This window comes from Streptomyces sp. WP-1 (genome assembly GCF_030450125.1).
In the GTDB taxonomy this organism is placed as follows: Bacteria; Actinomycetota; Actinomycetes; order Streptomycetales; family Streptomycetaceae; genus Streptomyces; species Streptomyces incarnatus.
Genome location: NZ_CP123923.1, coordinates 2,036,990 through 2,062,073, shown reverse-complemented (window position 1 = coordinate 2,062,073; position 25,084 = coordinate 2,036,990). Strand labels below are relative to the sequence as shown.

Here is a 25,084-nt window from a genome sequence, read left to right as displayed (position 1 = left end):
GGGCCGCCGCCGGGGTGATCCGGACACGATCGTGACAACGCGGTCTGACCGGGCGCTGACGGGCCGCTTACGGTCCGGCCCACCGTGCCCCGACCGCCTGCCGCGGTGACACCGGGTGCCGCGCTCACACCGGCTGCAACGCCGTCGGGACCGGGTGATCGCCGGTGAGCGCCGGATCGTGCGAGAGGATCGCCAGCTCCACCTTGCGCAGCGCGGGCGACGGCTGGATCCCCAGCTCCTCGTCCAGCCTGCGGCGCATCCGGCGGAACACGTCGAGCGCGTCGGCCTGCCGGCCCGAGCAGTACAGGGCGACCATCAGCTGCTCGCAGAAGCGCTCGCGCAGCGAGTGGTTGGTGTGCGCCTCGGCCAGCTCCGCGAGCACCGAGGCGTGTCTGCCCAGGCGCAGTTCGGCGTCGAAGCGCAGTTCCATCGCGCGCATCCGGTACTCCTCGTACCGCGCCCCGGCGAGCTGGCACATGGTGCCGCCGGGGAAGCCGCCGAACACCGGGCCCCGCCACAGCGCGAGGGCCTCGCCGAGCATCCGCGCGGTGTGCTCGGGGTCCTTGGGCCCGGCCGACTCGGCCTGCCGTACGGCCCGTACGAACTCCGCCGCGTCCAGCTCGCCCTCGCCGACGCTGAGCCGGTAGCCGGCCGGATGGATGGTCACCCGGGAGGCCGGGCGGTCCGGCTCCAGCGCGCGCAGCCTGCGCCGCAGCCGGCTGATGTGCGCCTGGAGGGCGTTGGCCCGGTGGTCGGGCAGGGTCTCGCCCCACATCTCCTCCGCCAGGCTCTCCCCGGACACCGGCCGGCCCTCGCTGACCAGCAGGGTCTGTACCAGAGTGCGCTGCAGATCGCCGCACACGTCCGCCTCACCGGCGGCGGTGCGTATCTCCAGCGCTCCGAGAACGGAGAACCTCAGCATATCTTTCCCCCTAGATGACAATTCCTCGCCGACGGTGTTTCCGGAGTGGTGCTGCCGTGAAAGAAAGAATGGCCGAACGCGCCTTGCCCCGGCGGGCCTCGACCTGTACCGCGGCCCGCCGGGGCGTTAGTTCCGCCGGGACGGGGGGCGGCCGGCGGCTTCTGGGTGGTGCCGGTGCCCGAATGCGTTCGGAGGGGCACCGGCTGGTGGTGCGGAATTCACGGACGGACGCCTGAGTCGTCCCGCCGCCCGGGGCGGGAAGCGCGTCCAGCCATGGTTCCGGCCGTGGCGGAGAGGGCAGGATTTGAACCTGCGTGGGCCGTAAGGCCCGACCAGCGCGGTGCACACGGTCCCCGATCAGCCACTCCGGGCACCTCTCCCCGTGTCCGGCTCCGGATTCCGTCGCCGTTCACATCAACCACATTGGCAGTAACTGCTGACGGAATGCTGACACGGTTCTGACACAGGTAAATGAATGCCCAACTGCTCTTTTCCAGGGCAACGTCGCGGTGCTGTACTCCCTTTGACGGAAAACGCTCCCGAAAGGGGTAAGGGAATGACCGCGATCACCACCGAGACCGGTGCGGACAGTCTGATTCTCGACGCGATACGAGCCCACACCACGAGCGAGAACCCGAGTTCCTTCCTCGCGCTCAACAGCGGAAACAGTGTCTTCACCGTCCCAGGCGTGGACGGTGTCGTCGTCTACCGCCGCACCGGCCGCTGGGCCGTGCAGTTCGGCGGCCCGTTCACGGCCGAGGGCGACTACGACACCCTCCTGGACGCCTTCCGGACCTACGTCCGGGACGAGGGCCTGAGCCTGGTCGGCGTGCAGCTCCAGCGCGCCGACGCCGAGCGGTACGCGGCGCGCGGCTGTGTCGTCAACCAGATCGGCGCCTCCTGGGCGGTGAGCCTGGCGGACTTCACGCTGCGCGGCACCAAGTTCATGCAGCTGCGCAACAAGATCTCCCGCGCGCTGCGCAACGGCCTCCAGATCCAGGAGGTCGACGCGGCCGAGGTCGCCGACGACATCGCCGTGATCGACAAGGCGTGGCTCGGCTCCAAGGGCGGCGCGCAGCAGCTGGAGTTCCTGGTCGGCCAGATCGGCGGGCCCGCCCAGGCGCAGCGCCGGCTGTTCAGCGGCACCATCGACGGCGAGCCGGTCGCCTACATCTCGTACTCGCCGGTCTACGGCAGCCGGGCCGGCTGGATGCACGACCTCAGCCGGCGCATCCCCGAGGGCTCCCCGGGCCTGATGGAGGCCATCAACGCGCACGCCATCGAGGTCTTCCGCGCCGAGGGCGTCGAGTGGCTGCACTTCGGTTTCACGCCGTTCACCGGGCTCGACGCCGGTCACGAACTGGAGGGCCACAGCCCGGCGTTCCAGTGGCTGATGCACGCCCTGTGGGCCGAGGGCGCGGCGCTGTACCCGGCGCAGACCCAGCTGTCGTACAAGCAGAAGTGGGCCCCCGACCTGCTGATCCCCGAGTACGTCGCCTTCGACGGACCGCAGGCCTCGCTGCCCGGCTTCGCGCACATCTTCCGCGCCTGCAAGGCGTTCTGACACCCGCCCGAACCGACAGGAGACGATGAGATGAGCCAGTCCACCGAGGACCTCTCGCACGCCGTGGTCGAGCAGCTGATGGCCGTCATCGGCGCCCCCGACGACGCCCAGGTCGCCGAGAGCGCCGACGCCGCCGTGCGCGCCCTGGACGACCGTCTGCGCGCCGAGGCGACCGCCTGAGTGGCCGCACGGGCGGCCCGGGTACCGGCCGTCGGGGCGAGCTTGGCCCGATCAGACCGGTATCAGTGCCACATCAGTGGTGCACGGAACGCTGGACGTACGTTCGCCCGGTGGTCCGGGTCCGGGAGTGCCGCACTGTACTCCCGTCGCCCGGGTCCGCCGGGCGGGCCACAGCCCGCGGCGGTGACGCCTCGCGGGAGCTGAAGTTCCGACTCGCGGCGCCCGCAGGTCCGCAGGTCCGCGGGGCAGCGGCGCCGCCGCCCGGTATCGGGCACTTTCTCCCAAGGAGAGCAACGCATGCAGCGTCCGCACATACAGGAAGCCGTGGCCGCGGCCGCACCGGGCGGCGAACGCACCGGCGCGTCGGCCACCTTCGCCGAACTGCTCAAGCGGGTCAAGGCCGAGGGTCTCCTCGATCTGGACCCGCGCTACTACGTGGGCAAGCTCGCCCTCAACACCGCCCTGCTGGCGATCGGGTTCGTCGCGTTCTTCGAACTGGGCAACACCTGGTGGCAGTTGCTCACCGCCGTGTGGATGGGCCTGTGCGGCGGCCAGTCGGCGTTCATGTGGCACGACGCCGGCCACAAGGCCATGTTCCGCAGCAAGAAGGCCGCCTCCGCCGTCGGCTACGTGCACGCCAACCTGGTCAACGGGGTCAGCTACGGCTGGTGGGTCAACCACCACAACCGGCACCACTCCAACCCCAACCACCTCGACATGGACCCGGACATCGGCCGGCGTACCGCCATCTTCGACATCAAGCAGTACCCGACCCGCAAGGGCACCCAGAAGCTCGTGGTGCGCTACCAGAGCGTGATGTTCTTCGTGCTGCTGGTCCTCGAGGGCTTCAAGATGCTGAAGACCGCGGTCGTGTCCATCACCGGCGGCAAGACCAAGCGCCCCCTGCTGGAGACCTCCCTCATCCTGCTGCGCGCCGCCATCTACCTCACCTGCGTCTTCACCGTCCTGTCCCCGGGACTCGCGGTCGCCTTCATCGTCGTCCAGCACGCCGCCCTCGGCGTGTACTTCGGCATGATCTTCGCCCCGAACCACAAGGGCATGGAGGTCCGCGACGGTGAGGTGGAGACCCTGGACTGGCTGCAGCGCCAGGTGCTGACCTCCCGCAACATCCGCCCCAGCCTGTTCATCGACTTCCTGTACGGCGGCCTCAACTACCAGGTCGAGCACCATCTGTTTCCGGCCATGCCGCAGAAGAGCCTGCCCCGGGCCCGCGAGCTGACCATGGAGTACTGCGCCGAACGCGGGGTGCCGTACCACGAGGTCGGCTTCTGGCGCTCGTACCGCGAGGTCGCCTCCTTCCTCCACAAGGTCAGCGCGCCGGTGCGGCGCGGTGACGTCGAGGAGCAGATCCGCCGCCAGGCCGTGGAAGCGGCCTGACCCCCCAACCCCCCTTGAGTACCTCCTGCTTACCCCCACACCTGGCCCCCGGGCCGCACGCCCGGGTCCGCCGGTGACCCGGGCGGTTCCTTCCCCAGAAGCACAGCGAAAGCGTGCGACAGCAGTTTCCAAGGAGCCAGCCCCATGTCCCAGACCACCGCCGCGGCCGGCGGTCGCACCGCTCCCGTCCCGATCGGCGCCCGCCTGGACCGCATGCCGATCACTCCCCTGCACCGAAGACTCACCGCGGTCATCGGTGTCGGCCTGTTCTTCGACACCTTCGAGAACAACCTCTCCGGCACCATCGGCAAGGTGCTGCAGAGCGACTTCGGCTTCGGCACGACCTCGCTCAAACTCGTCCTGGCCTCCGCGTTCGTCGGCCAGTTCATCGGATCCCTGACGCTCGGCCGGATCGCGGACCGGTTCGGCCGGCGTCGGGCCTTCCTGGTCAACCTGGCGATCTACTCGGCCTGTTCACTGCTCGGCGCCTTCGCCCCGAACGCCGCCTGGCTGATCGTCACCCGCTTCCTCGCCGGCCTCGGCATCGGCGCCGAACAGGCCCTGTCCGACTGCTACCTGGCGGACGTCCTGCCCGCCTCCAAGCGCGGCCGGTTCATCGCCTGGGCCTACACCCTCGCCTTCTGCGGGGTCCCCGCGGTCGGCTTCGCCGCCCTGTGGCTGGTGCCGCTCTCCCCGCTCGGGGTGGCCGGCTGGCGCTGGCTGTTCGTGCTCGGCGCCCTCGGCTCCGCCGCCGTCTGGGTGCTGCGCCGCCAGCTGATCGAGTCCCCGCGCTGGCTCGCCGCCACCGGCCGCACCGAGGAGGCCGACCGGCTGGTCGCCCGCCTGGAGGCCGAGGCGGCCGGACAGGGGCTGCCCCTGGACCCGCCCGCCCCGCAGCAGGACACCGGGACCCCCGCGGGGCAGACCCGCCTGCGCGACATCTTCCGGCCCGGTCTGCTGCGCCGCACCCTCGTGCTCTGGGTGTTCTGCGTCCTGTCCGTCGTCGGCTACTACGGCTTCGGCACCCTCGCCCCGCAGATCGTCGCCGCCAAGGGTTACGGCGTCGTCGCCGGGCTCGGCTTCACCGCGCTGTCCTTCCTCGGCTACCCGGTGGGCTCCGCGCTGGTGCTGCCGATCGTGGACCGCATGGAGCGCCGTACCCTCGTCGCCCTCTCGGCCGCCGCGATGGTGGTCGCGGGGCTCGGCTTCGCCTACGCCGGGTCCGCGGAACTCATCGTGCTGTGCGGGTTCGCCTACACCCTGTTCAGCAACGTCTTCTCCAGCGTCTCGCACGTCTACCTCTCCGAGCAGTACCCGACCGAGATCCGGGCCACCGCCGCGGGCGCCGCGTACTCGCTGTCCAAACTCAGCGCCGGCGCCCTGCCGTTCGCGCTGCTGCCGGTCCTCGACGCGCACGGCCCCGGCGCGCTGTTCGCCGTCATCGCCGCCGCCATGGCCGTCCTCGCCGTCACCGTGCTGTCCCTCGGCGAGCGCACCACCGGTGTGTCCCTGAAGTGAACAACACCTATCGAGCAAGGAGTTGAGCATGGCCTACGTCATAGGACTGCCCTGCGTCGACATCAAGGACCGCTCCTGCGTCGACGAATGCCCCGTGGACTGCATCTACGAGGGCCGCCGCGCCCTGTACATCCATCCGGAGGAATGCGTGGACTGCGGAGCCTGCGAACCGGTCTGCCCGGTCGACGCCATCTACTTCGCGGACGACCTGCCCGAGGAGTGGGGCGACGACCACGCCGCCTCCAACGCCGACTTCTTCGCCGCCCTCGGCTCGCCCGGCGGCGGCAGCGCGGTCGGCCCCCAGGACCATGACTCCCCGCTGGTGAACACCCTGCCGAAGAAGGTGTCGGCATGAGCGGCATCCTCGCGGGCAAGCGCATCCTGGTGACCGGCGTGGTCACGGACGCCTCCATCGCCTTCCATGTGGCCCGGATCGCCCAGGAGGAGGGCGCCGAGGTGCTGCTCACCGGCTTCGGGCGGCTCTCCCTGATCGAGCGGTTCGCGGCGAAGCTGCCGAAGCCCGCCCCCGTCATCGAGCTGGACGTCACCGACCAGGACCACCTGGACACCCTGGCCGAGCGGCTCGGCGCGCACACCGACGGTCTCGACGGCGTGGTGCACTCCATCGCCTTCGGGCCCCAGGGCGCCTTCAGCTTCCTCGACGGCACCTGGGACGACGTCTCGACCGCCGTGCACGTCTCGGCGTACTCCCTCAAGTCCCTGACCACCGCCTGCCTCCCGCTGCTCAAGCAGCGCGGCGGCTCGGTCGTCGGGCTCACCTTCGACGCGGCCGTGGCCTGGCCGCACTACGACTGGATGGGCGTCGCCAAGGCCGCCCTGGAGTCCACCAGCCGCTATCTCGCCCGCGACCTGGGCGAGTTCGGCATCCGCAGCAACCTGGTCGCGGCGGGCCCGCTGCGCTCCATGGCCGCCAAGTCCATCCCCGGCTTCGGTGAGCTGGCCGACGTCTGGACCACCGGGCGGGCCCCGGCCGGCTGGGACCTCACCGACCCGGAGCCGGCCGCCCGCGGCGTCGTCGCCCTGCTGTCGGACTTCTTCCCGCGCACCACCGGCGAGATCGTCCATGTGGACGGCGGGGTGCACATGATGGGCGCCTGACGGCGCGGACACGGGAAGGGGGCGGGTGCCGGACCGGCACCCGCCCCCTTCCCGTGGTGTCACTCGGTCGTGCCGCCCGGCAGGATCCGCCGGAACCCGGTGTACGGCTGGAGCGCCGCCGGCAGCAGCACCGAACCGTCGTCCTGCACGCCCTGCTCCAGCAGCGCGGCCACCGTACGGCCGATCGGCAGCGCCGAGCCGTTCAGCGTCGCGGCCGGCGTCTTGCGGCCGTCGGCCCGCTTGACCCGGATGTCCGCGCGCCGCGCCTGGAAGGTGCCGCAGTCGGACACCGAGGAGATCTCCCGGAAGGCGTCACCGCCCGGCAGCCACACCTCGATGTCGTACGTCATCCGCGCCGAGAAGCCCATGTCGCCCGCGGGCAGCAGCACGGTACGGAAGGACAGTTCGAGCCTGCGCAGGCACTCCTCGGCGTGCCCGACCATCAACTCCAGCTGTTCCTGGGCCTCTTCCGGCGCGCAGATCCGCACCAGCTCCACCTTCTCGAACTGGTGCAGCCGCAGCACGCCCCGGGTGTCGCGGCCGTACGCGCCCGCCTCCGCGCGGAAGCAGGGGGTGCGGGCCGTGTAGGCGTACGGCAGCGCCCGCGCGTCCAGCAGCTCGCCGGAGACCAGGTTGGTCAGCGGCACCTCCGCGGTCGGGATCAGGAACAGCTCCCGCTCGCCGACCTGGGTGCGGAACAGGTCCTCCTCGAACTTGGGGAGCTGTCCGGTGCCGGTCATGGTGTCCCGGGAGACGAGGAACGGCACCGACTGCTCGGTGTAGCCGTGCTCGCGGGTGTGCAGGTCGAGGAAGAAGTCGGCGAGGGCGCGCTCCAGGCGGGCCCCGGCGCCGTGCGCCACGCTGAACCGGGCGCCGGACAGCTTGGCCGCGGCCGGCGGGTCCAGGATGCCGAGGGTCTCGCCGATCTCCGCGTGGTGCCGGGCGCCCTTCGCCGGACGCGGCGCGGGTCCGCCCCGGCGCACCTCCACGGCCTCCTTCTCGGAGTCGCCGTCCGGGACGCTGTCCAGCGGCAGGTTGGGGATGCCGAGCAGCAGCTCGGTCAGGTCTCCCGCGGCCACCCGGGCGAGGGCCTCCGCCTGCTGCACCTCGGCGCGCAGCGCGCGGGCGGCCTCCTTCTCCGCCTCGCTGGGCGGGCCCGAACGGCGCGCCTTGGCCGTTCTGTTCAGCTCGGTGCGCAGCCGGGTCACCTCGGCGTTGGCGGCCGAACGGGCGCGCAGCGCACCGCCCACGGCGTCCAGGTCGAGGTCGTAACGGCGGCGGGCCAGGCGGCGCCTGGCGTCCTCGCCGGCCTCGATCAGCTCATTGGGATCGTGCATGGCGGTCTCCTGACGGGGTGGGGGAGAGGTCGGGGGTGGCGGGGGCGGCGGTGTGCCGGGTGCCGAGCAGCCGGTAGCGCAGCGGATGGGCGCCGCGCAGCCGGAGCGCGTAGATGAGGCCGCCGAGCGCGACCAGCGGCAGCAGCCAGGGCAGCGCGGCGATCACCTCGGAGGGGGAACCGGTGAGCATGTCGAAGTTGCCGACCACCAGCCACACGGAGGTGGCGAGCCCGGCGAAGCCCAGCAGCGGGGCGAGGGTCTCCTTCCACCAGTGCCCGTGCCCGGCGCGCAGCCGCAGCCCGAGCACCGACAGCGCGGCCAGTGCCTGGAGCGTGACGATGCCGAGGGTGCCGAGGCCGAGCATGCTGGTGGTCAGGTCGGCGTACGGGTCCAGGCCCGCGACCGCGAACCCGGCCAGCACCAGCGCGGTCACCACGCTCTGCCAGACGCTCGCCCGGTGCGGGGAGCCGTGCCGCCTGTGCTCGGCGGCCAGGGTGCGGGGGAGCAGCCCGTCCTGGGCGAGGACCTGGGCGTAGCGGTTGGCGGCGCTGTGCAGGGCCAGCGTCGCAGCGAACAGGCTGGTGCACAGCAGGACTTGGAGCAGCGTGCTGCCCGCCGAGCCGAGGAAGTCGTCGCCGAGTCCGAAGAACAGGTCGCCCATCTGCTTGCCCGCGACCTCGCGCACATGGTCCGGGCCGATCTCGCCCACCGCCAGCCAGCTGGTCAGCGCGTAGAACCCGGCGATCAGCGCGGCGGCCGCGTACGTCGCCCGGGGCACGCTGCGCTCCGGGTCGCGCGCCTCCTTGCCGTACAGCGCCGCCGACTCGAACCCGATGAAGGACACGAACGCGAACATCAGCGAGACCCCGACGCCGGGGCCGGCGGCGGTGTGCGGGGAGAACGAGGCGGCGGGCAGCGCGTGCACCCCGTGCCGGACGAGGATCGCCACGTCCAGCGCCGCCAGCACCCCGATCTCGCCCAGCATCAGCAGGGCCAGCACCCGGGCGCTCAGCGCGATCTCCCGGTAGCCGAGCACCGCGGTCAGCACCAGCCCGACCGCCGCGCACCACTCCCAGGACACCGTCAGCCCATGGGCGGCCAGCACGAGCCGGGTGAAGTATCCGAGGGCGCCGGCCAGCCCGATGGTCGCGCAGTTGTACGACAGCAGTGCCATGTATCCGGCCGCGACCGCCGGGGGCCGGCCGAGCCCGTCGGCGACGGAGGCGTAGAACCCGCCGGACCCGCCGGTGCGCCGCGCGCTGACCGCGTACCCGGCCGAGAAGCAGAGCAGGGTCACCCCGGCGAACAGGAACGCGGCCGGCACCCCGGCCCCGTCCCCGAACGCGAACGCGAGCGGAACCGTACCGACCATCGCGGAGAGCGGGGCCGCGGCGGCGACGATGAGAAACAGGATGTGCGCCGTACCGAGCCGCCCCGTGGCGGGCGGCGAACCACTGGTGGTGGACATGGGTGCTCCAGATATGGGGAGTGGGGTGGGGACTGTGGGGGGTGGCGTAAGACCAACAGCCGCCCGCGGAGCGTTCTCAGCGGACGGCTGTTGCGATGCGGGGCGGCTGCTCAGGCGGGTGCGATCGCCAGAGCGGTGTTCTGCCCCCCGAACCCGAGGGAGTTGCTCAGCGCCAGATCGATCGGCATCTCGGTCAGGGTCTGTGCCAGCTTGATCTCCATCCGCGCGTCCGGCATCACCAGGTTGGCCGTGGGCGGGATGAGCTCGTGCTCCACGCTGAGCACGGTGAACGCGGCTTCGACCGCCCCCGCCGCACCCAGCAGATGCCCGGTGACCCCCTTCGTGGACGTCACCACCGGATCGCCGCGCAGCGTCCGCTGGATCATCCGCGCCTCGGACAGGTCGTTGAGCGGCGTCGACGTGCCGTGCGCGTTGACGTGCTCGACGTCGTCGGGGTCGGCCCCCGCGTCGGCGAGCGCCGCGCGGACCGCCGCCTCGATGCCGGCGCCGTCGGGATGCGGCGACGTCATGTGGTGGGCGTCGGCCGTGGCGCCGTACCCGATGATCCGCCCGTGGATGTGCGCCCCACGGGCCCGCGCGTCGGCGACGCGCTCCATCACCAGGATCCCGGCCCCCTCGCCGGCCACGAACCCGTCGCGGTCGGCATCGAAGGGACGGGAGGCGGACGCCGGGTCGTCGTGCCGCTTGGAGAGCGCGCCCATCTGGGCGAACCCGGCCATGACCAGCGGGGTGATCATGGCCTCGCTGCCGCCGGCCAGCACGATGTCGCAGCGGCCGAGCGCCAGCAGGTCCCGGGCGGTGCCGATGGCCGTCGCGCCGGACGCGCACGCGGTGGCCACCACCAGGTTGGGACCGGTCGCCCCGAACTCGATGGCCGTCTGACCGGCCAGCATGTTCGGCAGCTGCATCGGCAGCAGCAGCGGTGACACCCGGTCCGCGCCCTGCTCGCGCAGCACATGGTGCTGTTCCTCGACCGTGCCCGGGCCACCGTCGGCGCAGCCGAGGACCACGCCCACCCGGGCGCCGTCCCAGGTCTGCGGGTCCAGGCCCGCGTCGGCCACCGCCTCGTGCGCGGCGACCAGCGCGAACTGCACGAACCTGTCCAGGCGGTGGGCCCGGCGCGCGCTCAGCAGGCTCTCGGGATCGAAGCCGGGGACCCGGCAGGAGAGCTGTACGGGGTTGTCGGCCAGCACCGGATCGAGGGCCGCGGCCGGCCTGCCGTCGCAGACCGCCGCCCAGCTCGGTCCGACCCCGATCCCGCCGGGGGTGATCAGACCGAGCCCGGTGACGGCGATGTCCATCGCGGCCATCAGACCTTCGCGCTCCGCTCCTCCATCAGCCGGACCATGTCGGCCACGGTCTCGGCTTCCAGGAGGTCGTCGTCGCTGACGTCCAGGTCCAGCTCGGACTTCAGCAGCAGCGACAGCTCCACGACGGCCAGCGAGTCCAGCTCGATGTCCTCGCGGGTGGCCTCGGGGGTGATGGCCTCGGGCGACACCTTGAGCTTGTTGGACAGGATTTCCTTGAGCTGCTCCAGCATGACGATTCCTTTCGAAGGTCTTTTCTGACGATCGGTCAGATGGTCTGGAGTTCGGGCCAGACGACCGTGGCCGCGCCCCAGGAGAGCCCGCCGCCGAAGGCGGTGAGCAGCACCCGGTTCCCCGCGGTCAGCCGCCCGTCGGCGGTCGCCTCCGCGAGCAGCAGCGGGATCGAGGCGGCACCGGTGTTGCCGACCCGCGCGATATTGCTGAGCCGCCGCTCCTCGGGGATGCCGAGCCGGTCCGAGACGGCCTCCAGGATCCGGGCGTTGGCCTGGTGCGCCGCGAACCGGTCGACGTCGTCCAGACGCCAGCCGGCCCGCTCGACGGCCTCGGTGGACGCGCTGGTCATCCGCTCCACCGCGTGCCGGTACGTCTCCCGGCCGAGCATCTTGAAGTAGTAATCCTCCGGGGCGGCCGGGCGGCCCGAGGAGCGCTGCCGGGAGCCGCCCGCCGGGACCTCGATGAGATGGCTCAGCTCGCCGTCGCTGCCGAGCACCAGCGGCCCGAGCGCGCCGGGTTCGTCCGGCGAGCCGGCCCGCAGCACCACCGCGCCCGCGCCGTCCGCGAAGATCACCGCGGTGGTGCGGTCCTCCGGGTTGATGATCGTGGTGAAGGCGTCGGCGGCGATCAGGAGCACGCTGTCGGCGACCCCGGAGGCGATCAGCCCGGCGGCGGACGCGAGGCCGTACAGGAACCCGGAGCAGACGGCCGCCACGTCGAAGGCGGGCACCTGGCCGAGCCCGAGCCGCGCGGCCACCTGGGGGGCGGTCGCGGGGCAGGGCTGGTCCGGGGTGGTGGTGGCGAGCACCACCGCGCCGACCTGCTCGTCGCCCGCCGACTTCAGGGCCCTCAGGCCCGCCTCCACCGCGAGGTCGCCGGTGGAGGTGCCGGGGGTGATGTAGAACCGCTCGGCGATCCCGGTACGGGTGCGGATCCACTCGTCGGAGGTGTCGAGGCGCTGCGAGAGATCCTCGTTGGTGACGATGTTGGGCGGGACGTACGAGCCGATCCCGGTGACGACCGCCGCCCGCCCGGTACTCATGCGCCGGCCTCCGAGGCGAGGACCTCGACGGGCAGGCCCATGTACTTCATGCGGACCTCGGCCATCTCGTCGGTCCACTGCTCGGCCATGTCGTAGCGCTGGTCGGCAGTGGTGTCGAGGAGGCGGACGCCCGGCCAGACCTCGTAGTCGCCGATCAGGTCGGCGTGCTTGAACATGCCTTCCTGGAACAGCTCCTCGCGGTGGATGACGAACTCCCGGTCCGGCAGCTCGTCCCACAGCTCGACGCCGGAGCGCAGGATCTCCAGGAGCCGGGGGGTGTACTCGGGGTGCTCGACGAGGTGGTCGCGCAGGATGGTGCTGGCCACGGTGAGGTGGCGGATCTCGTCGATGGCGGTGCCGCGGGAGATCTCGCCGGTCGCCGGGGACAGCGGGGTCCACTTGCGCTCGCTCAGCTCGGCGGCGGGGGCGAGGACGCCCTCGATGATGATGGCGAACACGCCGACGCCGCCGGGGAAGTCGGCCTTGTCGCGGACGATGTCCAGGGTGAAGTCCACCACCGGGTTCAGGACCCGCTTGCGGTAGTCCTGGGTCATCTCCTCGATCTCCCGCAGCAGGGCGCTCTGCGGGATGCCGAGGTCCACCAGGTGCTGGCGGAAGACGCGGGCGTGCCGGGCCTCGTCGATCAGCTGGGTGGCGTAGAACTCCATCTCGGGGATGGAGGGCGCGATGGTCACGTAGTGGCCGAGCAGCCGGGTGGCCAGTTCCTCGGAGAGGGCCCGGAAGCCGAACTCCAGGATCAGCGCCTCGCGCAGCGGGCCGGGGGCCTTCAGGAAGTCGGGGGTGAGGGCGTCCACATGGTGGCCGGTGGCACCCCGGTCGCGCAGGGTGCCCTGGGCGACGGAGGTGAACCAGTAGGCGAGGTCGCACTCCTCGGGGCCGAGGGTGAGTTCCTTCGCGCCGTCCAGCAGGCCGGGGGCCTTCTCCCAGTCGGCCTCGGGGGCAACGGGTGCGGTCATGATGCGGCGGTCTCCTTCGCCGGACGCAGGGAACCGGCGAACAGCCCGCCGGTGTAGCTCAGCAGCGGCAGGCCCTCGTCCGCGGTGGCCCGGACGACATGGCCGAGCAGCAGCTCGCTGTCGCCCGCGGCGTGCGCGGAGTGGAACCGGCAGACATAGTGGGCGAGGGCTCCCGCGATCAGCGGGGCCTGGGCGTAGCGGTCGGTGGTCCAGGCGAGGCCGGCGAAGGCCGCACTGCCGTCGGGCCGCGAGCTGTTCGCGAACCGCCGCGCCACGTCGGCCTGTTCGCCGCCGAGCACATTGATCGCGAACCGGCCCTCGGCGGCGGCGAGCCGGGCGAAGGACGAGCCCGCCCGCAGTACCACCCCGACCAGCAGGGGCGAGCGCGAGACCAGGGTGACGGTGCTCGCGGTGGTGCCGTGCATCCGTTCCTCGGGGCCCGTGGTGAGCACGGACACCGCGGAGGCCAGGTGGTACAGGGCCCGCCGGCGCTCGGCCGGGTCCTGGCGCACCGCCCGGCGCACCGGGGTCGCGGCGGTGGTCATCGTACGGCCTCCGTCTCGCGTACGACGGGCCGCGCGGGGACGTGCCCGACGGGCACCGGGTCCATCTCGTGCCCGACCGGCTTGGGGTGCGCCAGCCCCAGGTCGTCCAGGAGGTGGAGGTATCCCGCCTGGCGCACCGGCTCGAAGGGCAGCGCGAAGGACTTCATGAAGTTGCCGAACAGGCCCCGGTCGCCGAAGAGATGAAACGGCAGCACCAGCAGCGCCCACTCCGGCTTGACCAGCCAGCACCACAGCGCGGCGACCGCGCCCTGGGTGATGAGGCTGTGCATGACGTTGTAGAGGACGTAGTACGCCTTGTGGATCGGCCGCCCGCCGCTCTTGCGGAAGGCGATGGCGCCGGGGATGTAGCCGATCAGGTCGATGTAGAGGAACAGCCCGAGCGCCGGCAGCCAGCGGATGTCACCGAAGTGGTAGATGATCATCCCGGTGGTGACGGCGAGGCCCACCAGGTACTCGGCGCGGTGCAGCGAGTAGGTGCGTGGGGTCTCGAAGGGGTTCGCCTGGTCCATGGTCAGCTCCTTCGGCCGGTGCTACGCGCCGACCGTGGCGGGCGTGTTCAGCTCGATGCCGCCCTGGATGCGCACGGCCGGGTACAGGCCGGTGAGGGCCCAGGCGACCGTCTCCTTGATGACCCGCTCGGCGATCGGGTCGAGGATGCCCTCCAGGCTCGGGATGCCGAAGTCGAAGTCGGCGTCGAAGCGGACCACGACGTCGTCGCCGTTCTGCTTGACCGACCAGACGCCGGTGAAGGAGTCGAAGTCGCCGTCGGACTGCTCGAAGCGGATCTCGCCCGCCTCCGGCAGCACCGTGTCGTCCTCGGTCCAGCGCAGCAGGCCGCTGCGGAAGTGCAGCTCCCAGCTGGAGGAGGGCTTGGGCTCGGGGTACGCGGAGTGCACGGTGGTCGCGTTGACGTGCGGCGCGAGATCCGGGTACTTCTCCCAGCGCCGTACGGCGTGCAGTACCTCCTCGGCCTGCTCCGCGGGAATCAGGGATTCGAGTTCGACGTGCCGCACGATCAGTTACCGCCTTCCGGCATAGTGGCCGCGCCCTTGATGAGGTCCCGGGTGGCCAGGTCGAAGGAGTTGACGAGGTAGTCGAGGTCGGTGTCGCTCAGCACGGCGGGCGGGGTGAACCGGACCACCGAGCTGCCGTTCATGGAGTGGTTGGCGACCACGCCGTGGTTGAACAGCTCGATCAGCAGCTCGCCGGCGAGGCCCGCCTCGACCAGCTCCACGCCGATGAGCAGCCCCTGGCCGCGGACGTCCACGACCAGCTCGGGGATGTTGCGGTGGGCGACCTCCGCGATCCGCGGCAGCAGCCGGGCGCCGAGGTCCATGGAGCGGGTGACCAGGCGCTCCTCCTTGACGGCGCGGACCGCGCCCATCACCGCGGCCATCAGCACCGGCTGCCCGGAGAAGGTGGCGGTGTGGACGTAGGGGTCCTTGTCGAATGGACGGAACGCCTTGCGGGTGGCGACGGCCGCGGACACCGGCATCACACCGCCGCCGAGCGCCTTGCCGGCCAGCAGCACGTCCGGTACGACGCCTTCGAGGTCGGCGCCCCACCACTCGCCGAGCCGTCCGAACCCGGACTGCACCTCGTCGAGGATGAGGAAGCCCTCGTACTCGCGGACCAGTTCCTCGACCCGCTTGAGGTAGCCCTTGGGCGGGATGATCACGCCGCCCTCGCCCTGGACCGGCTCCAGGATCACGCAGACCTCGCCAGGGTGGGCCCTCAGCTCGGCCTCCAGGGCGTCGGCGTCACCGAACGGCAGGTGCTGGAAGTCGGGGATCAGCGGCCGGAACGGCGCCTGGTAGACCTCCTTCGCGGTCGCCGACAGGGCGCCCAGCGTCTTGCCGTGGTAGCCGCCGCGCATCGAGACGGTCCGCTTGAAGCCGCCCGCGCGGGCCAGCTTCAGACCGGTCTCCACCGCCTCGGCGCCGGACAGCGCGAAGTGCACCCGGTCCAGGCCGGTGGGCAGCACCGACACCAGCGCCTCGGCGGCGCGGGCCACCGTCGGCTCCAGCAGGATGCGGGTCGCGGTGGGGTGGGTGCGCAGCTGGCGCTCCACCTCCTCCATGACGATCGGGTGCCGGGCGCCCATGATGAACACGCCGTAGCCGCCCGCGTTCAGGAAGCGCTCACCGTCACTGGTGGTGAGCCAGGCGCCCTCGGACGCCACCTCCATGTGGCTGCCGAACAGCTCCGCGAGCGTGGCCCGGCCCTTGCTCAGGTGGGCCCGGTACAGGTTGAGGATCTCGGCCTCGTCGTCGACGACGGGCGCGTGGGGGGAATCGTGCAAGACGGTCACGTGTCACTCACTCCATGAGAGGGGACTTTTCAACGCCGTTGATGGGAGCGCCCCTTCAGGGGCGCGGGGCTGTGTTCGATGTGCGGCTCCGCCGCGTGGGCGCGCTCAGCCACAACGGACCCGCAGCCGACCGACTACGCGAGAACCAAGGGCCCTCCGTCGAAGTACGTCAGCAGCGGCTCCGACGCGGCGATCCGGGACGGCGGGTGGAAGGCCAGCGCCCTCGTCGCGGCAGCGGCCTGCGCGGAGGCGGAGTTCGTGATGAAGTCCATCCCGCCCAGCAGCTCCAGCGCCCGCGCCACGATCCCCGGCAACGCGTTCTGCACCGCGTACCGGGCGACCAGCACCCGCGCCACCGACTCCTCGTCGCCCGGCTCGCGCCCGGTGCCCCGGGCCACGCCTTCGAGGAGGGCCAGCGCGGCCTCCATGTCGACGGCGAGTGCGGCCCGCTCGTCCGCGCTGCCCCGCTTGCGGGTCAGCACCTGCTCGACCAGCGCCGCCGCGGCGCCCGCGTACCCCGCGGAGATCAGCATCTCGAACCAGACGAACCCGGCGGACTGGAGGTCGTCCAGGCGGGTGGGGTCGTCCGCGCCGGCCCGCACCACCATCTCGCTGGGCACGAACACGTCCTCCAGGCGCACCTCGTCGCTCTCGGCGCCGGCCAGCAGGTCGTTGCCCCAGAACCGGTGCACGGACAGGCCCGGCGCGTCGGCCGGGACCAGCGCGAGCGCCAGCTCGGGCTCGCCGCCGTCCTCGCCGTGGATCGCGGTGGACGCGGTCAGCAGGCTCATCGAACGCGACAGGCTGCACGGCTTCTTGGAGCCGGAGAGCAGGAAGCCACCCTCCACCGGACGCGCGGTCACGGCCGGCTTGAGGATGTTCGCGGCGGTACGGCCCTCCGACCAGCCGGAGCCCAGCACCTGCTGGTCGGGCACGATCTGGTGCAGCAGCTGGGTCTGCGCCGGGGTGAGCCGGCCCGACTTGACGGCGAGCGAGTACAGCATCGCGGCGGTGAAGTGGTGCATGGAGACGGCCGCGACCAGCGACGGCGAGATCGCGCCGAGGGCCAGCTGCACCCGCAGCGCCTCCAGCGGGGCCGCGCCGTGGCCGCCGTACGTCTCGGGTATCAGCAGGCCCACACCACCGTGGATGCGGAACAGGTCGATCACCGGACTGCCGGGTTTCTCCCGTTGCTCGTAAGGGAGTTGCTCCAGTTCCTTGAGCAGTCCGGGGTGGAACCGCTCGCACACGGTCCGGGCGACATCGAGGGAACGCACGGGAAAACCTCCGGGGACGGGGTGGGTTCAGGCGCCGAAGACCGCGTCGTACGGGCTGACGTCGCGGGCGATGCTGACTCCCTGGACGTGGGAGGTCTTGAGCATCGGGTAGTTGGCCTCGCCGAACGCGCCGCCGGTGCGGCCGGTGCCGCCGTGGCTCGGCAGGTAGGGCAGGAAGCCGATGTGGGAGTCGTTGACCTTCAGCAGGCCGCCGTTGACGGTGCGCCGCACGAACGTCTCGACCACGTGGTCGGAGCGCGACCACAGCGAGTTGCGCAGCCCGTAGTCATTGCTGTTGACGAACTGAAGGAACGATTCGAGCAGGGCGTCGTCATGATCGCGCTCGGCGACCACGATCGGGATCAGCGGGAAGAAGGTCTCCTCGCGGACCACGTCGTACGTCCGTGCCCGGTCCAGGCCGTCCACCCGTACCACCGTCGGCTGGAGGAACACACCCGTCTCCGAGACCGTGCCGTCCACCTCGGTGCGGTTGCCGCCGGTGACCAGCTCCGCGCCGTTGTCCAGCGCCTGGCGCAGCAGCCGGAAGAACCGCTCACTGCGCCGCACCGGCGACAGCAGCACGTCCTCCTCCTCGGGCAGACCCGGCTTGATGCCCTTGACCTGCTCCTTGACCTCGGCGATCAGTGCCTCGGCGACATCCGGGTGGGCCAGCACGTAGTTGGGGACCATGCAGATCTGTCCGGAGCCGTAGAACGCCTCCGTGATCGCCTCGGCCGCCCACTTCACGTCGGCGTCCCTCCACACCACGATCCCGTCGTTGCCGGCGAGTTCGAGGATCGGCTTCTTGCCGTGGGCGACGCACTGCTGCTCGAAGCGCAGGCCCTCCTGGCTGCCGCCGATGTAGAAGATGTCGTTGATCAGCGGATCCGCGATCCAGCGGTCCATGGTCTGCTTCGGATTGGAGCAGACCGCGTTGAGCACGCCGGGCGGGGCGTCGAACTCCTCCAGCAGCGGAGCGACGATGTCGCGCAGCAGCCACATGGTGGAGAGCGCGATGCTGCGGGGGGCCCGCACGACCACCGCGTTGCCGGCCATCAGCGCCAGCACGCACAGCGCGGCACTCGGCAGCGGGGCGTTCTGCGGCGGGTTGAAGGCGACCACTCCGTCGGGCTGGCGGTGGAGGATCAGTCGGCGGCCGTTGTACTCCTTCTCGACCCGCATCTGCTTGTCGTACCAGCGCAGCGATCCGGGCGCGTAGATCTGGAGCAGGCAGCTCAGCTCCCAGCGAGCGAGCTTGACGGGGTGGGACTCGGCGACCAGCATCCGCAGGAACTCGTCCTCGTGCTTGATCAGTTCCTCGCGGAAGCGGGTGCCGAGCTTCATCCGCCGCTCCAGCGGAACGGCTTGCCACTCGGCGGCGGCCGCCGCGGCGGCCTGCGTGGCGAGGTCGATGGAAGCGTCGTCCGCGATCGCACAACGCCCCACGACGTAGGGGTGCTTGGCCGCCTCGGACTCCGGGTCCTGTTCGAGGGAGCGCTTCAGGCTCACGCTGGTGAACACGTCTTCCAGCAGCGAACGCCCGCTGACGGTGTACACCCAGCCGTCGCCGGCGACGTCCTTGCCCGCGATGTAGAGGTCGTAACTCTTCAATCCGGAAGGTGCCTCAGCACTCTCCTCCTGCGCGGCTTCGCGAAGCATCTTCAGCCTTTCGGATATGGCGTGTGGATTTCTTGAAGCAATGCGAGCGTGACAGCGGAATCTGATCCGGCGCTGACACCCGACTGATCCAGCCAACCCACCCCACCCGCGCCGTCAGTGGGGCGTCAGCCGCCGCTGCTTGCATGAGGCGCATGTCACCCGTCGACAGCACCATCCAGCGGTTGCGTGAGCTGCCGCGCAGTGAACTGACCGAGGAAATCGAGACAATCGTCCTCAGGAAATTCAAGGCCGTCCTTCTCATGGACGATTCCGAGGACCTCCCCGTCGACATCTCCTACTTCGACCTCGGGCTCACCTCGCTGCGCCTGACCGAGATACGCCAGAGCCTGGAACAGCTCCTGGATCTGTCGATCAACGTCAATGTGCTCTTCAACGAGCCGACCATCACCCACCTCGTCGACCACCTGACCCAGGCCGTCCAGGAAGTTTGAGGAGTCGTTCCATGCCGCGTAAGGAATCAGCGCAGGCGCCCGAGCCGGTAGCGATCGTCGGAATCGGTCTGCGGTTCCCCGGCGGCAGCGGCTCGCCCGACGAGTTCGACGACTTTCTGCGCGAGGGCCGCAGCGGAATCCGCCCCATCCCCACCGATCGCTGGGACGTCGAGGCCTTCACCCCCGAGGGCCCCGACGACAAGGGCAAGATCCGCGCCTCGGCAGGCGGGTTCCTCGACCGCATCGACCTGTTCGACGCGGGCTTCTTCAACATCTCCCCGAAGGAAGCCCGTTACATGGACCCCCAGCAGCGGCTGCTGCTGGAGACCGCCTGGCAGGCGCTGGAGCACGCCGGCATCGACCCGGCCCCGCTGCGCCGCGGCAACGGCGGCGTGTACATCGGCGCCAGCTCCATCGACTACGCGCTGGAGCTGGACTCGCTGCCGTACGAGGAGCTGGACGGCCATCTCGCCTCCGGCATCACCATGTTCCCGCTGTCCGGACGCCTCTCCTACTTCCTCGGCTGGCGCGGCCCGAGCATGAGCGTGGACACCGCCTGCTCCTCCTCGCTGGTCGCCCTGCACCTGGCCGTGCAGGCGCTGCGCGGCGGCGAGACCGACATCGCGCTGTGCGGCGGCGTCAACGCCCTGCACCACCCGCGCATCCCGGTGATGTTCTCCAACGCGCAGATGCTGTCCCCGGACGGCCGGTGCAAGACCTTCGACGAGTCGGCCGACGGGTACGCACGCGCCGAGGGCTGCGGCATCGTCGTCCTCAAGCGGCTCTCCGACGCCGAGCGCGACGGCGACCGGGTGCTCGCCCTGGTGCGCGGCACCGCCGTCGGCCAGGACGGCGACAGCGCCGGCCTGACCGTGCCCAACGGGCCCGCACAGGAGAAGGTCATCCGCAGCGCGCTGAGCGCGGCCCACCTCGCGCCCGAGGACATCAGCTACGTCGAGGCGCACGGCACCGGCACCCCGCTCGGTGACCCCATCGAATTCGGCGCCATCGGCGATGTGTTCGTGGACTCGCACACCAAGGACCAGCCCGTGGTGGTCGGTTCGGTGAAGACGAACCTCGGGCACATGGAGCCGGCCTCGGGCATCGTCGGCGTCATCAAGACGGTGCTCATGCTGCGCTCGGGCACCATCTACCCGCACATCAACCTGGACAACCCCTCCGCGCGCATTCCCTGGGACCTGTACCCGCTGCGCGTGCCGACCGCCCCCGAGCCCTGGAAGGCGGAGGTCAAGCGCGCCGTCGTCAACAGCTTCGGCTTCGCCGGGACGATCGGCGCGGTGGTCCTGGAGGAGGCGCCGGAGCACCCCGCCGAGGAGAACGGACAGACGGGCGCCGCCCCGCTGTTCACCCTCTCCGCGAAGAACGCGGCCGCCCTGCGCGAACTTGCCGCGGACTACCGGGCGTTGCTGGAGGAGCGGCCCGAGATCTCCGTCGCCGCGCTCTGCCACAGCGCCAACACCACCCGCGCGCACCACCCGTACCGCGTCGCCGCCCCCGTCGCCGACCGCGCCGCCCTCGTCAAGCTCCTCGACAAGACCGCCGAGCACGAGCACGAGGGCCCGACCGGCATCCGCAAGACCGCGTTCATGTTCACCGGCCAGGGCTCCCAGTACGCCGGGATGGGCGCCGCCCTCTACGAGGCGCTGCCCGTCTTCCGTGCCCAGGTCGACGCCTGCGACGAGCTGTTCGCCGCCCACCTCGGCCGCTCGATGCGCGAGCTGCTGCTCGGCACCGCCCCCGACCCCGAGGCCATCGACCGCACCGAGTACACCCAGCCCGCCCTGTTCACCCTGGAGTACGCGCTCGCCCAGCAGTGGATGGCCTGGGGCGTGAAGCCCAACGTGCTCATCGGGCACAGCATCGGCGAGGTCGTCGCCGCCGCCGTGGCCGGGCTGTTCAGCCTCCCGGACGCCGTCAAGCTGGTCGCCGCCCGCGCCCGGCTGATGCAGGCCGTCACCGCCGAGGGCGGCATGGCGGCCGTCTCCGCGCCGCTGGAGGACGTCGCCCCGCTCCTGGAGGGCCACGCGGACCTGGCCGTCGCCGGCGTCAACGCCCCCGACCAGACGGTGATATCGGGCGCCACCGCGGCCCTGGACGAGGTGAGCGCCGCCCTCGCCGAGCGGGGCGTGCGCGTCGAGCGGCTCAAGGTCTCCCACGCCTTCCACTCCCCGCTGATGGCCGAGGTCTACGACGACTTCCGCGCCGCCCTCGACGGCATCGAGTTCCACGAGCCGAGGATCAGCCTCATCTCCAACGTGACCGGACGGCTCGCCCGCTTCCGCGAGATCGGCAACCCCGGCTACTGGGTGCGGCACATCGGCGAGCCCGTGCGCTTCCTCGACGGCATCCGCGCCGTCGCCAGGCGCGGCCGGCACGCCCTGATCGAGGTCGGCCCGCAGGCCGGGCTCACCGCGCTGGCCCGCCGCTCGGTCACCGTCGAGGACCACGTCTGGCTGGCCAGCCTGCGCCGCCGCGACACCACCACCGCGACCACGCTGACCGCCCTCGCCGACTACTACGCGGCCGGGCTCGCCGTCGCCTGGGACGGCTACCACGCCGGACACCCCGCGCCCGCCCGGGTGGACCTGCCGACGTACGCCTTCCAGCGCAAGCGCTACTGGCTGCCCTCGGTCACCCCGCGCCGCTCCGCCGCGAACGGCACCGCCCGCCACCCGCTGCTCGGCACCGAGGAGCGATTCGCCAGCGGAGTAAGGGAGTTCACCGCCGAGTTCATGGCCGAGGAGCTGGGCGCGCTCGCCGACCTGGCCGCCGACGACCGCACCGTGCTGCCCGCCGGCGCCTATGTCGACCTGCTGCTCGCGGTGCAGGACGCGGTGCAGGGCCACGCCCGCAACGCCGTCCGCGACCTCAGGCTGCTCGCCCCGCTGGAGCTGCCCGCCGAGACGGTCACCGCGCTGACCACCCGCTGGCGGCCCCGCCCCGGCGGCGGCGCCGATGTCGAGGTGTACACGCTGGTCGGCGGCGAGGAGAACCTGCACGCCACCGCCACGGTCGCCGCCGACCCCGAACCCCTGGTCCCGGTCTCGGAGCTGGCCGAGCTGGACGCGGGGCTCGCCCCGGCCGCCCAGCACATCGACGACGAGGACATCTACACCGACCTCGCCTCCGTCGGCCGCCCTCAAGGCCCCCGCATGCGCCTCCTGGTCAAGGCCGCCCGGCACGGCGACGGACTGGTCACCGGCGAACTGACCGGCCGCGACGCCAGTGCCGTCGAGCACGTCCCGGCCGAGCTGCTGGAGGCCGCCGTACAGGCACTGGTCGTCCTCGACCCCGAGGGCCCGGTGTTCGTGCCCCGCGAGATCGCCTCCGTACGGCACTTCCGCAAGCCGCGCGGCGAGCAGCTGCGCGTCCTCGCCCGGGTCCGCGGCGAACAGGACCGGCGCCTCGCCGATGTGCTGCTGCTGGAGAACGGCGACCCGGTCGCCGAACTCCTCGGGGTGCGCATGGCCCGTCCCGAGGGCCGCGGCGGCCGCCGCCAGTTCCTGCACCGCCCCGAGTGGGTGCGGCGCGCCCTGCCCGCCCGTGGCGGCGCCCCCGCCGCCCGGCACGTCGTCCTCCTCGACCCCTCGGCCGCCCGCGCCGCCGAGCTGACCGCCGAACCCGGCCTCAAGGTCACCTGGCTGCCCGATCTCACCGATCTCAAGGCCGCCCTGGAGGACCCCACCGTCACCGACATCTGCCGGCTGTGGCGCCAGCGCCCGGGACCGATGTCCGCCGAGCAGCTGCGCGCCGAGTGCGAGGACAACTACCGCGAACTCCTCACCCTCATCGGCGCGTTGGAGACCGCGAACCGGCCGCCCAGGCTGTGGCTGGTCACCGAGGGAGCCCAGTGGCTGCCCGGCGACCCGGCCGGTGACGGCGGCCACCTGGGAGCGGCCACCCTGTGGGGCTTCGGCCGGGTGCTGCTCACCGAGTACGCCCAGTACCGGGCCACCCTCGTCGACCTCGCGCCCGGCAGCGGCCTCGCCCCGCTGGCCGAGGAGTGGCGGACCGAACCGGCCGGTGAGTACCAGGTCGCCCACCGTCCAGGCCGCCGCTATGTGCGCCGGCTGCTCGCCGGTGACGCCAGCCTCACCTGGTCCGGCGGCTTCGAGCTGCGGGCCCCCGACTCCGGTGACCTGTCCGACCTGGTGCTCGCGCCGGTCGCCGACCGGGCCCCGGGGCCGGACGAGGTCCAGGTCCGGGTGAGCGCCGTCGGTCTGACCGCCGAGGACGCCCGCGCCGCCCTGGACACCGGGCGCGCCGAACGCGCCGAGGAGACCGGCGAGGTCGAACTCCCGCCGCTGCTCGGCCAGTTGGCCCGAGGTACCGTCCTCGGGGCGGCCGAGGGCACCAGGTTCGCGCCGGGCGACGAGGTCCTCGTACGCCACGACGGGACCTTCCGCGCCACGCTCACCGTGCCCGCGGTCGCCGTCGTACCGGCCACCGGCGACGACGGCTCCGACCTGCGCTTCGGCCTGGACGAGACCGGTGAGGCCCTGCGCACCGCCCTGTCCGACCCGGCCGGACCCGCCTGGGTGACCCTGCCCGAGGACCTCCAGGAGCGGCCCGAGCCGGCCGACGAGGTGCCCGCCGGGCTCCGCGCCGACCGCACCTACCTGGTCACCGGCGGCCTCGGCGGCCTCGGCCTGGTCACCGCCCGCAAGCTGGCCGCGCTCGGCGCCCGCCACCTCACCCTGGTCAGCCGCAGCGGCAAGGCCACCGAGGAGGCCGCACCGGTCCTCGCCGCCCTCGCGGCCGACGTCGAGATCGACCTCGTACGCGCCGACATCTCCCGGCCCGGGGACGTCGAGCGGCTGGTCCGGCACATCGAGGCGGGCGCGCGCCCGCTCGGCGGGATCGTGCACGCCGCCGGTTCCTACGACAAGAAGCTGATCTCCGAGCTGACCTGGGAGTCCATCGACGCCCAGCTCGCCGCGAAGGCCTACGGCGGCTGGCTGCTGCACGAGGCCGCCGAGAACTCCTTCCCCGAGCTGGAGTTCTTCGTCACCTACTCCTCCATCGCCTCCGTCCTCGGCGGCGCCACCCAGGGCCACTACGCCGCCGCCAGCGCCGGGCTCGACGCGCTCGCCGAATGGCGCGGCCGGCGCGGGGTGCCGGGCCTGTCGGTCAACTGGGGCGCCTGGGCCCGGGTCGGCATGTCGGCCCGCCTGGAGGAGCACCTCAGCCAGGAGATCGAGCGCAGCGGCGTCCGCTTCTTCTCCCCGACCCGCGCCCTGGACACCCTGGCCCGGCTCTGGGGCCGGCCCCGCACCCAGCGGATCGTCGGCGAGTTCGACTGGGACCGCTACGTCTCCGGCAGCGTCAACGGCGACCTCTTCTACGACCGGCTCGCCCGCCGGGGCGGCGAGGAGGGCACCGGTCTCGACCTCACCGCCCTCACCGCGCTCCCCGACGCCGAACGGCTCGCCGCCGTCACCGGCGTGGTGAGCGAGAAGGTCGGCGCCGTCCTGCACCTGGAGGAGGGCGACGAGCTGGACCTGAACAGCGAGTTCGTGTCGCTGGGCCTGGACTCCCTGATGGCCCAGCAGGTCAAGGCCGCACTGGAGCAGTCGTTCCGGCTGCCCCTGCCGGCCTCCCTCACCCACGACCACCCCACGGTCCGCGCGCTGGCCCAGTTCGTCGACGGGCAGCTCGCCCCGGCGCCCGCGGCGTGACGGTCGGACAGTTCGACAGAGACGGCACATCAC

Annotated in this window: 21 protein-coding genes and 1 tRNA gene; 8 read left to right on the top strand and 14 right to left on the bottom strand. The window is 71.9% G+C overall.

Features of this window, described 5'->3' with window-relative positions; translation table 11 throughout:
* Positions 1–124 precede the first annotated feature (124 nt).
* Positions 125–922: an AfsR/SARP family transcriptional regulator gene (locus QHG49_RS08780; RefSeq protein WP_159705876.1), complete on the bottom strand. Its 798-nt coding sequence runs from the start codon at positions 920–922 to the stop codon at positions 125–127.
* Positions 923–1,208: 286 nt separating this feature from the next.
* Positions 1,209–1,302: transfer RNA gene (locus tag QHG49_RS08775), tRNA-OTHER, on the bottom strand.
* Between the two features lie 176 nt (positions 1,303–1,478).
* Between QHG49_RS08775 and QHG49_RS08770 the strand changes: the two genes are divergently transcribed.
* From QHG49_RS08770 to fabI, 6 genes are all read left to right on the top strand, one after another.
* Positions 1,479–2,486 (top strand): DUF2156 domain-containing protein, encoded by a 1,008-nt coding sequence (locus QHG49_RS08770; protein ID WP_301488372.1) that lies wholly within the window; start codon positions 1,479–1,481, stop codon positions 2,484–2,486.
* Positions 2,487–2,516: 30 nt separating this feature from the next.
* Positions 2,517–2,666, top strand: a complete 150-nt coding sequence (locus QHG49_RS08765) for a hypothetical protein (RefSeq protein WP_167532167.1) — start codon at positions 2,517–2,519, stop codon at positions 2,664–2,666.
* A 297-nt stretch (positions 2,667–2,963) separates the two neighbouring features.
* The gene (locus QHG49_RS08760) at positions 2,964–4,064 is read left to right on the top strand and encodes an acyl-CoA desaturase (RefSeq protein ID WP_145486657.1); all 1,101 of its coding nucleotides are present in this window, start codon (positions 2,964–2,966) and stop codon (positions 4,062–4,064) included.
* A gap of 144 nt (positions 4,065–4,208) precedes the next feature.
* A complete protein-coding gene (locus tag QHG49_RS08755; protein ID WP_145486656.1) occupies positions 4,209–5,582 on the top strand; it encodes an MFS transporter in 1,374 nt (457 codons plus the stop codon).
* Between the two features lie 28 nt (positions 5,583–5,610).
* Positions 5,611–5,937 carry a ferredoxin gene (gene fdxA, locus QHG49_RS08750; RefSeq protein ID WP_301488368.1) on the top strand — a complete coding sequence of 109 codons (327 nt, stop codon included), beginning with the start codon at positions 5,611–5,613 and terminating at the stop codon, positions 5,935–5,937.
* Positions 5,934–6,701 carry an enoyl-ACP reductase FabI gene (gene fabI, locus QHG49_RS08745; RefSeq protein WP_086807063.1) on the top strand — a complete coding sequence of 256 codons (768 nt, stop codon included), beginning with the start codon at positions 5,934–5,936 and terminating at the stop codon, positions 6,699–6,701. The genes fdxA and fabI overlap by 4 nt, the downstream gene beginning before the upstream one ends.
* Positions 6,702–6,760: 59 nt before the next feature.
* On the opposite strand, the gene serS is transcribed toward fabI, so the two are convergent.
* The 12 genes from serS to QHG49_RS08685 form a co-directional block, all read right to left on the bottom strand.
* Entirely contained in the window at positions 6,761–8,038 is a 1,278-nt protein-coding gene (gene serS, locus QHG49_RS08740; protein ID WP_145486654.1) for a serine--tRNA ligase, read from the bottom strand.
* The gene (locus tag QHG49_RS08735) at positions 8,022–9,506 is read right to left on the bottom strand and encodes an APC family permease (RefSeq protein ID WP_301488364.1); all 1,485 of its coding nucleotides are present in this window, start codon (positions 9,504–9,506) and stop codon (positions 8,022–8,024) included. The genes serS and QHG49_RS08735 overlap by 17 nt, the downstream gene beginning before the upstream one ends.
* 110 nt (positions 9,507–9,616) lie before the next feature.
* Positions 9,617–10,837, bottom strand: a complete 1,221-nt coding sequence (locus tag QHG49_RS08730; protein WP_159705884.1) for a beta-ketoacyl synthase — start codon at positions 10,835–10,837, stop codon at positions 9,617–9,619.
* Entirely contained in the window at positions 10,837–11,067 is a 231-nt protein-coding gene (locus tag QHG49_RS08725; RefSeq protein WP_010983730.1) for a phosphopantetheine-binding protein, read from the bottom strand. The genes QHG49_RS08730 and QHG49_RS08725 overlap by 1 nt, the downstream gene beginning before the upstream one ends.
* Positions 11,068–11,102: 35 nt before the next feature.
* Positions 11,103–12,110 (bottom strand): beta-ketoacyl-ACP synthase III, encoded by a 1,008-nt coding sequence (locus tag QHG49_RS08720; RefSeq protein ID WP_301488352.1) that lies wholly within the window; start codon positions 12,108–12,110, stop codon positions 11,103–11,105.
* Entirely contained in the window at positions 12,107–13,087 is a 981-nt protein-coding gene (locus QHG49_RS08715) for a VlmB-like protein (protein WP_145486650.1), read from the bottom strand. The genes QHG49_RS08720 and QHG49_RS08715 overlap by 4 nt, the downstream gene beginning before the upstream one ends.
* Entirely contained in the window at positions 13,084–13,632 is a 549-nt protein-coding gene (locus QHG49_RS08710; RefSeq protein WP_145486649.1) for a flavin reductase family protein, read from the bottom strand. Before QHG49_RS08710 ends, QHG49_RS08715 begins: the two co-directional genes overlap by 4 nt.
* Entirely contained in the window at positions 13,629–14,162 is a 534-nt protein-coding gene (locus tag QHG49_RS08705; protein WP_145486648.1) for a hypothetical protein, read from the bottom strand. The genes QHG49_RS08710 and QHG49_RS08705 overlap by 4 nt, the downstream gene beginning before the upstream one ends.
* A 21-nt stretch (positions 14,163–14,183) precedes the next feature.
* Complete coding sequence (locus QHG49_RS08700) at positions 14,184–14,666, bottom strand: type II toxin-antitoxin system RatA family toxin (protein ID WP_159705890.1); 483 nt, start codon at positions 14,664–14,666, stop codon at positions 14,184–14,186.
* Between the two features lie 2 nt (positions 14,667–14,668).
* Positions 14,669–15,964 (bottom strand): aspartate aminotransferase family protein, encoded by a 1,296-nt coding sequence (locus QHG49_RS08695; protein WP_145486646.1) that lies wholly within the window; start codon positions 15,962–15,964, stop codon positions 14,669–14,671.
* A gap of 134 nt (positions 15,965–16,098) precedes the next feature.
* Positions 16,099–17,241: an acyl-CoA dehydrogenase family protein gene (locus QHG49_RS08690; RefSeq protein WP_145486645.1), complete on the bottom strand. Its 1,143-nt coding sequence runs from the start codon at positions 17,239–17,241 to the stop codon at positions 16,099–16,101.
* Positions 17,242–17,268: 27 nt separating this feature from the next.
* A complete protein-coding gene (locus QHG49_RS08685; protein ID WP_301488344.1) occupies positions 17,269–18,900 on the bottom strand; it encodes an aldehyde dehydrogenase in 1,632 nt (543 codons plus the stop codon).
* A 152-nt stretch (positions 18,901–19,052) separates the two neighbouring features.
* Between QHG49_RS08685 and QHG49_RS08680 the strand changes: the two genes are divergently transcribed.
* Positions 19,053–19,352 (top strand): acyl carrier protein, encoded by a 300-nt coding sequence (locus QHG49_RS08680; RefSeq protein WP_145486644.1) that lies wholly within the window; start codon positions 19,053–19,055, stop codon positions 19,350–19,352.
* Positions 19,353–19,363: 11 nt separating this feature from the next.
* Positions 19,364–25,051 (top strand): type I polyketide synthase, encoded by a 5,688-nt coding sequence (locus QHG49_RS08675; protein ID WP_301488343.1) that lies wholly within the window; start codon positions 19,364–19,366, stop codon positions 25,049–25,051.
* The last annotated feature ends 33 nt before the right edge of the window (positions 25,052–25,084 follow it).

Excerpts from the sequence above, each read along its gene's own strand:
- serS (WP_145486654.1), bottom strand. The coding sequence starts at position 8,038 with ATGCACGATCCCAATGAGCTGATCGAGGCCGGCGAGGACGCCAGGCGC.
- QHG49_RS08760 (WP_145486657.1), top strand. The coding sequence starts at position 2,964 with ATGCAGCGTCCGCACATACAGGAAGCCGTGGCCGCGGCCGCACCGGGC.
- QHG49_RS08675 (WP_301488343.1), top strand. The coding sequence starts at position 19,364 with ATGCCGCGTAAGGAATCAGCGCAGGCGCCCGAGCCGGTAGCGATCGTC.
- QHG49_RS08765 (WP_167532167.1), top strand. The coding sequence starts at position 2,517 with ATGAGCCAGTCCACCGAGGACCTCTCGCACGCCGTGGTCGAGCAGCTG.
- QHG49_RS08685 (WP_301488344.1), bottom strand. The coding sequence starts at position 18,900 with ATGCTTCGCGAAGCCGCGCAGGAGGAGAGTGCTGAGGCACCTTCCGGA.
- QHG49_RS08715 (WP_145486650.1), bottom strand. The coding sequence starts at position 13,087 with ATGACCGCACCCGTTGCCCCCGAGGCCGACTGGGAGAAGGCCCCCGGC.
- QHG49_RS08755 (WP_145486656.1), top strand. The coding sequence starts at position 4,209 with ATGTCCCAGACCACCGCCGCGGCCGGCGGTCGCACCGCTCCCGTCCCG.
- QHG49_RS08770 (WP_301488372.1), top strand. The coding sequence starts at position 1,479 with ATGACCGCGATCACCACCGAGACCGGTGCGGACAGTCTGATTCTCGAC.
- QHG49_RS08780 (WP_159705876.1), bottom strand. The coding sequence starts at position 922 with ATGCTGAGGTTCTCCGTTCTCGGAGCGCTGGAGATACGCACCGCCGCC.
- QHG49_RS08720 (WP_301488352.1), bottom strand. The coding sequence starts at position 12,110 with ATGAGTACCGGGCGGGCGGCGGTCGTCACCGGGATCGGCTCGTACGTC.
- QHG49_RS08725 (WP_010983730.1), bottom strand. The coding sequence starts at position 11,067 with ATGCTGGAGCAGCTCAAGGAAATCCTGTCCAACAAGCTCAAGGTGTCG.
- QHG49_RS08705 (WP_145486648.1), bottom strand. The coding sequence starts at position 14,162 with ATGGACCAGGCGAACCCCTTCGAGACCCCACGCACCTACTCGCTGCAC.
- QHG49_RS08735 (WP_301488364.1), bottom strand. The coding sequence starts at position 9,506 with ATGTCCACCACCAGTGGTTCGCCGCCCGCCACGGGGCGGCTCGGTACG.
- fdxA (WP_301488368.1), top strand. The coding sequence starts at position 5,611 with ATGGCCTACGTCATAGGACTGCCCTGCGTCGACATCAAGGACCGCTCC.
- QHG49_RS08730 (WP_159705884.1), bottom strand. The coding sequence starts at position 10,837 with ATGGCCGCGATGGACATCGCCGTCACCGGGCTCGGTCTGATCACCCCC.
- QHG49_RS08680 (WP_145486644.1), top strand. The coding sequence starts at position 19,053 with ATGTCACCCGTCGACAGCACCATCCAGCGGTTGCGTGAGCTGCCGCGC.
- QHG49_RS08710 (WP_145486649.1), bottom strand. The coding sequence starts at position 13,632 with ATGACCACCGCCGCGACCCCGGTGCGCCGGGCGGTGCGCCAGGACCCG.
- fabI (WP_086807063.1), top strand. The coding sequence starts at position 5,934 with ATGAGCGGCATCCTCGCGGGCAAGCGCATCCTGGTGACCGGCGTGGTC.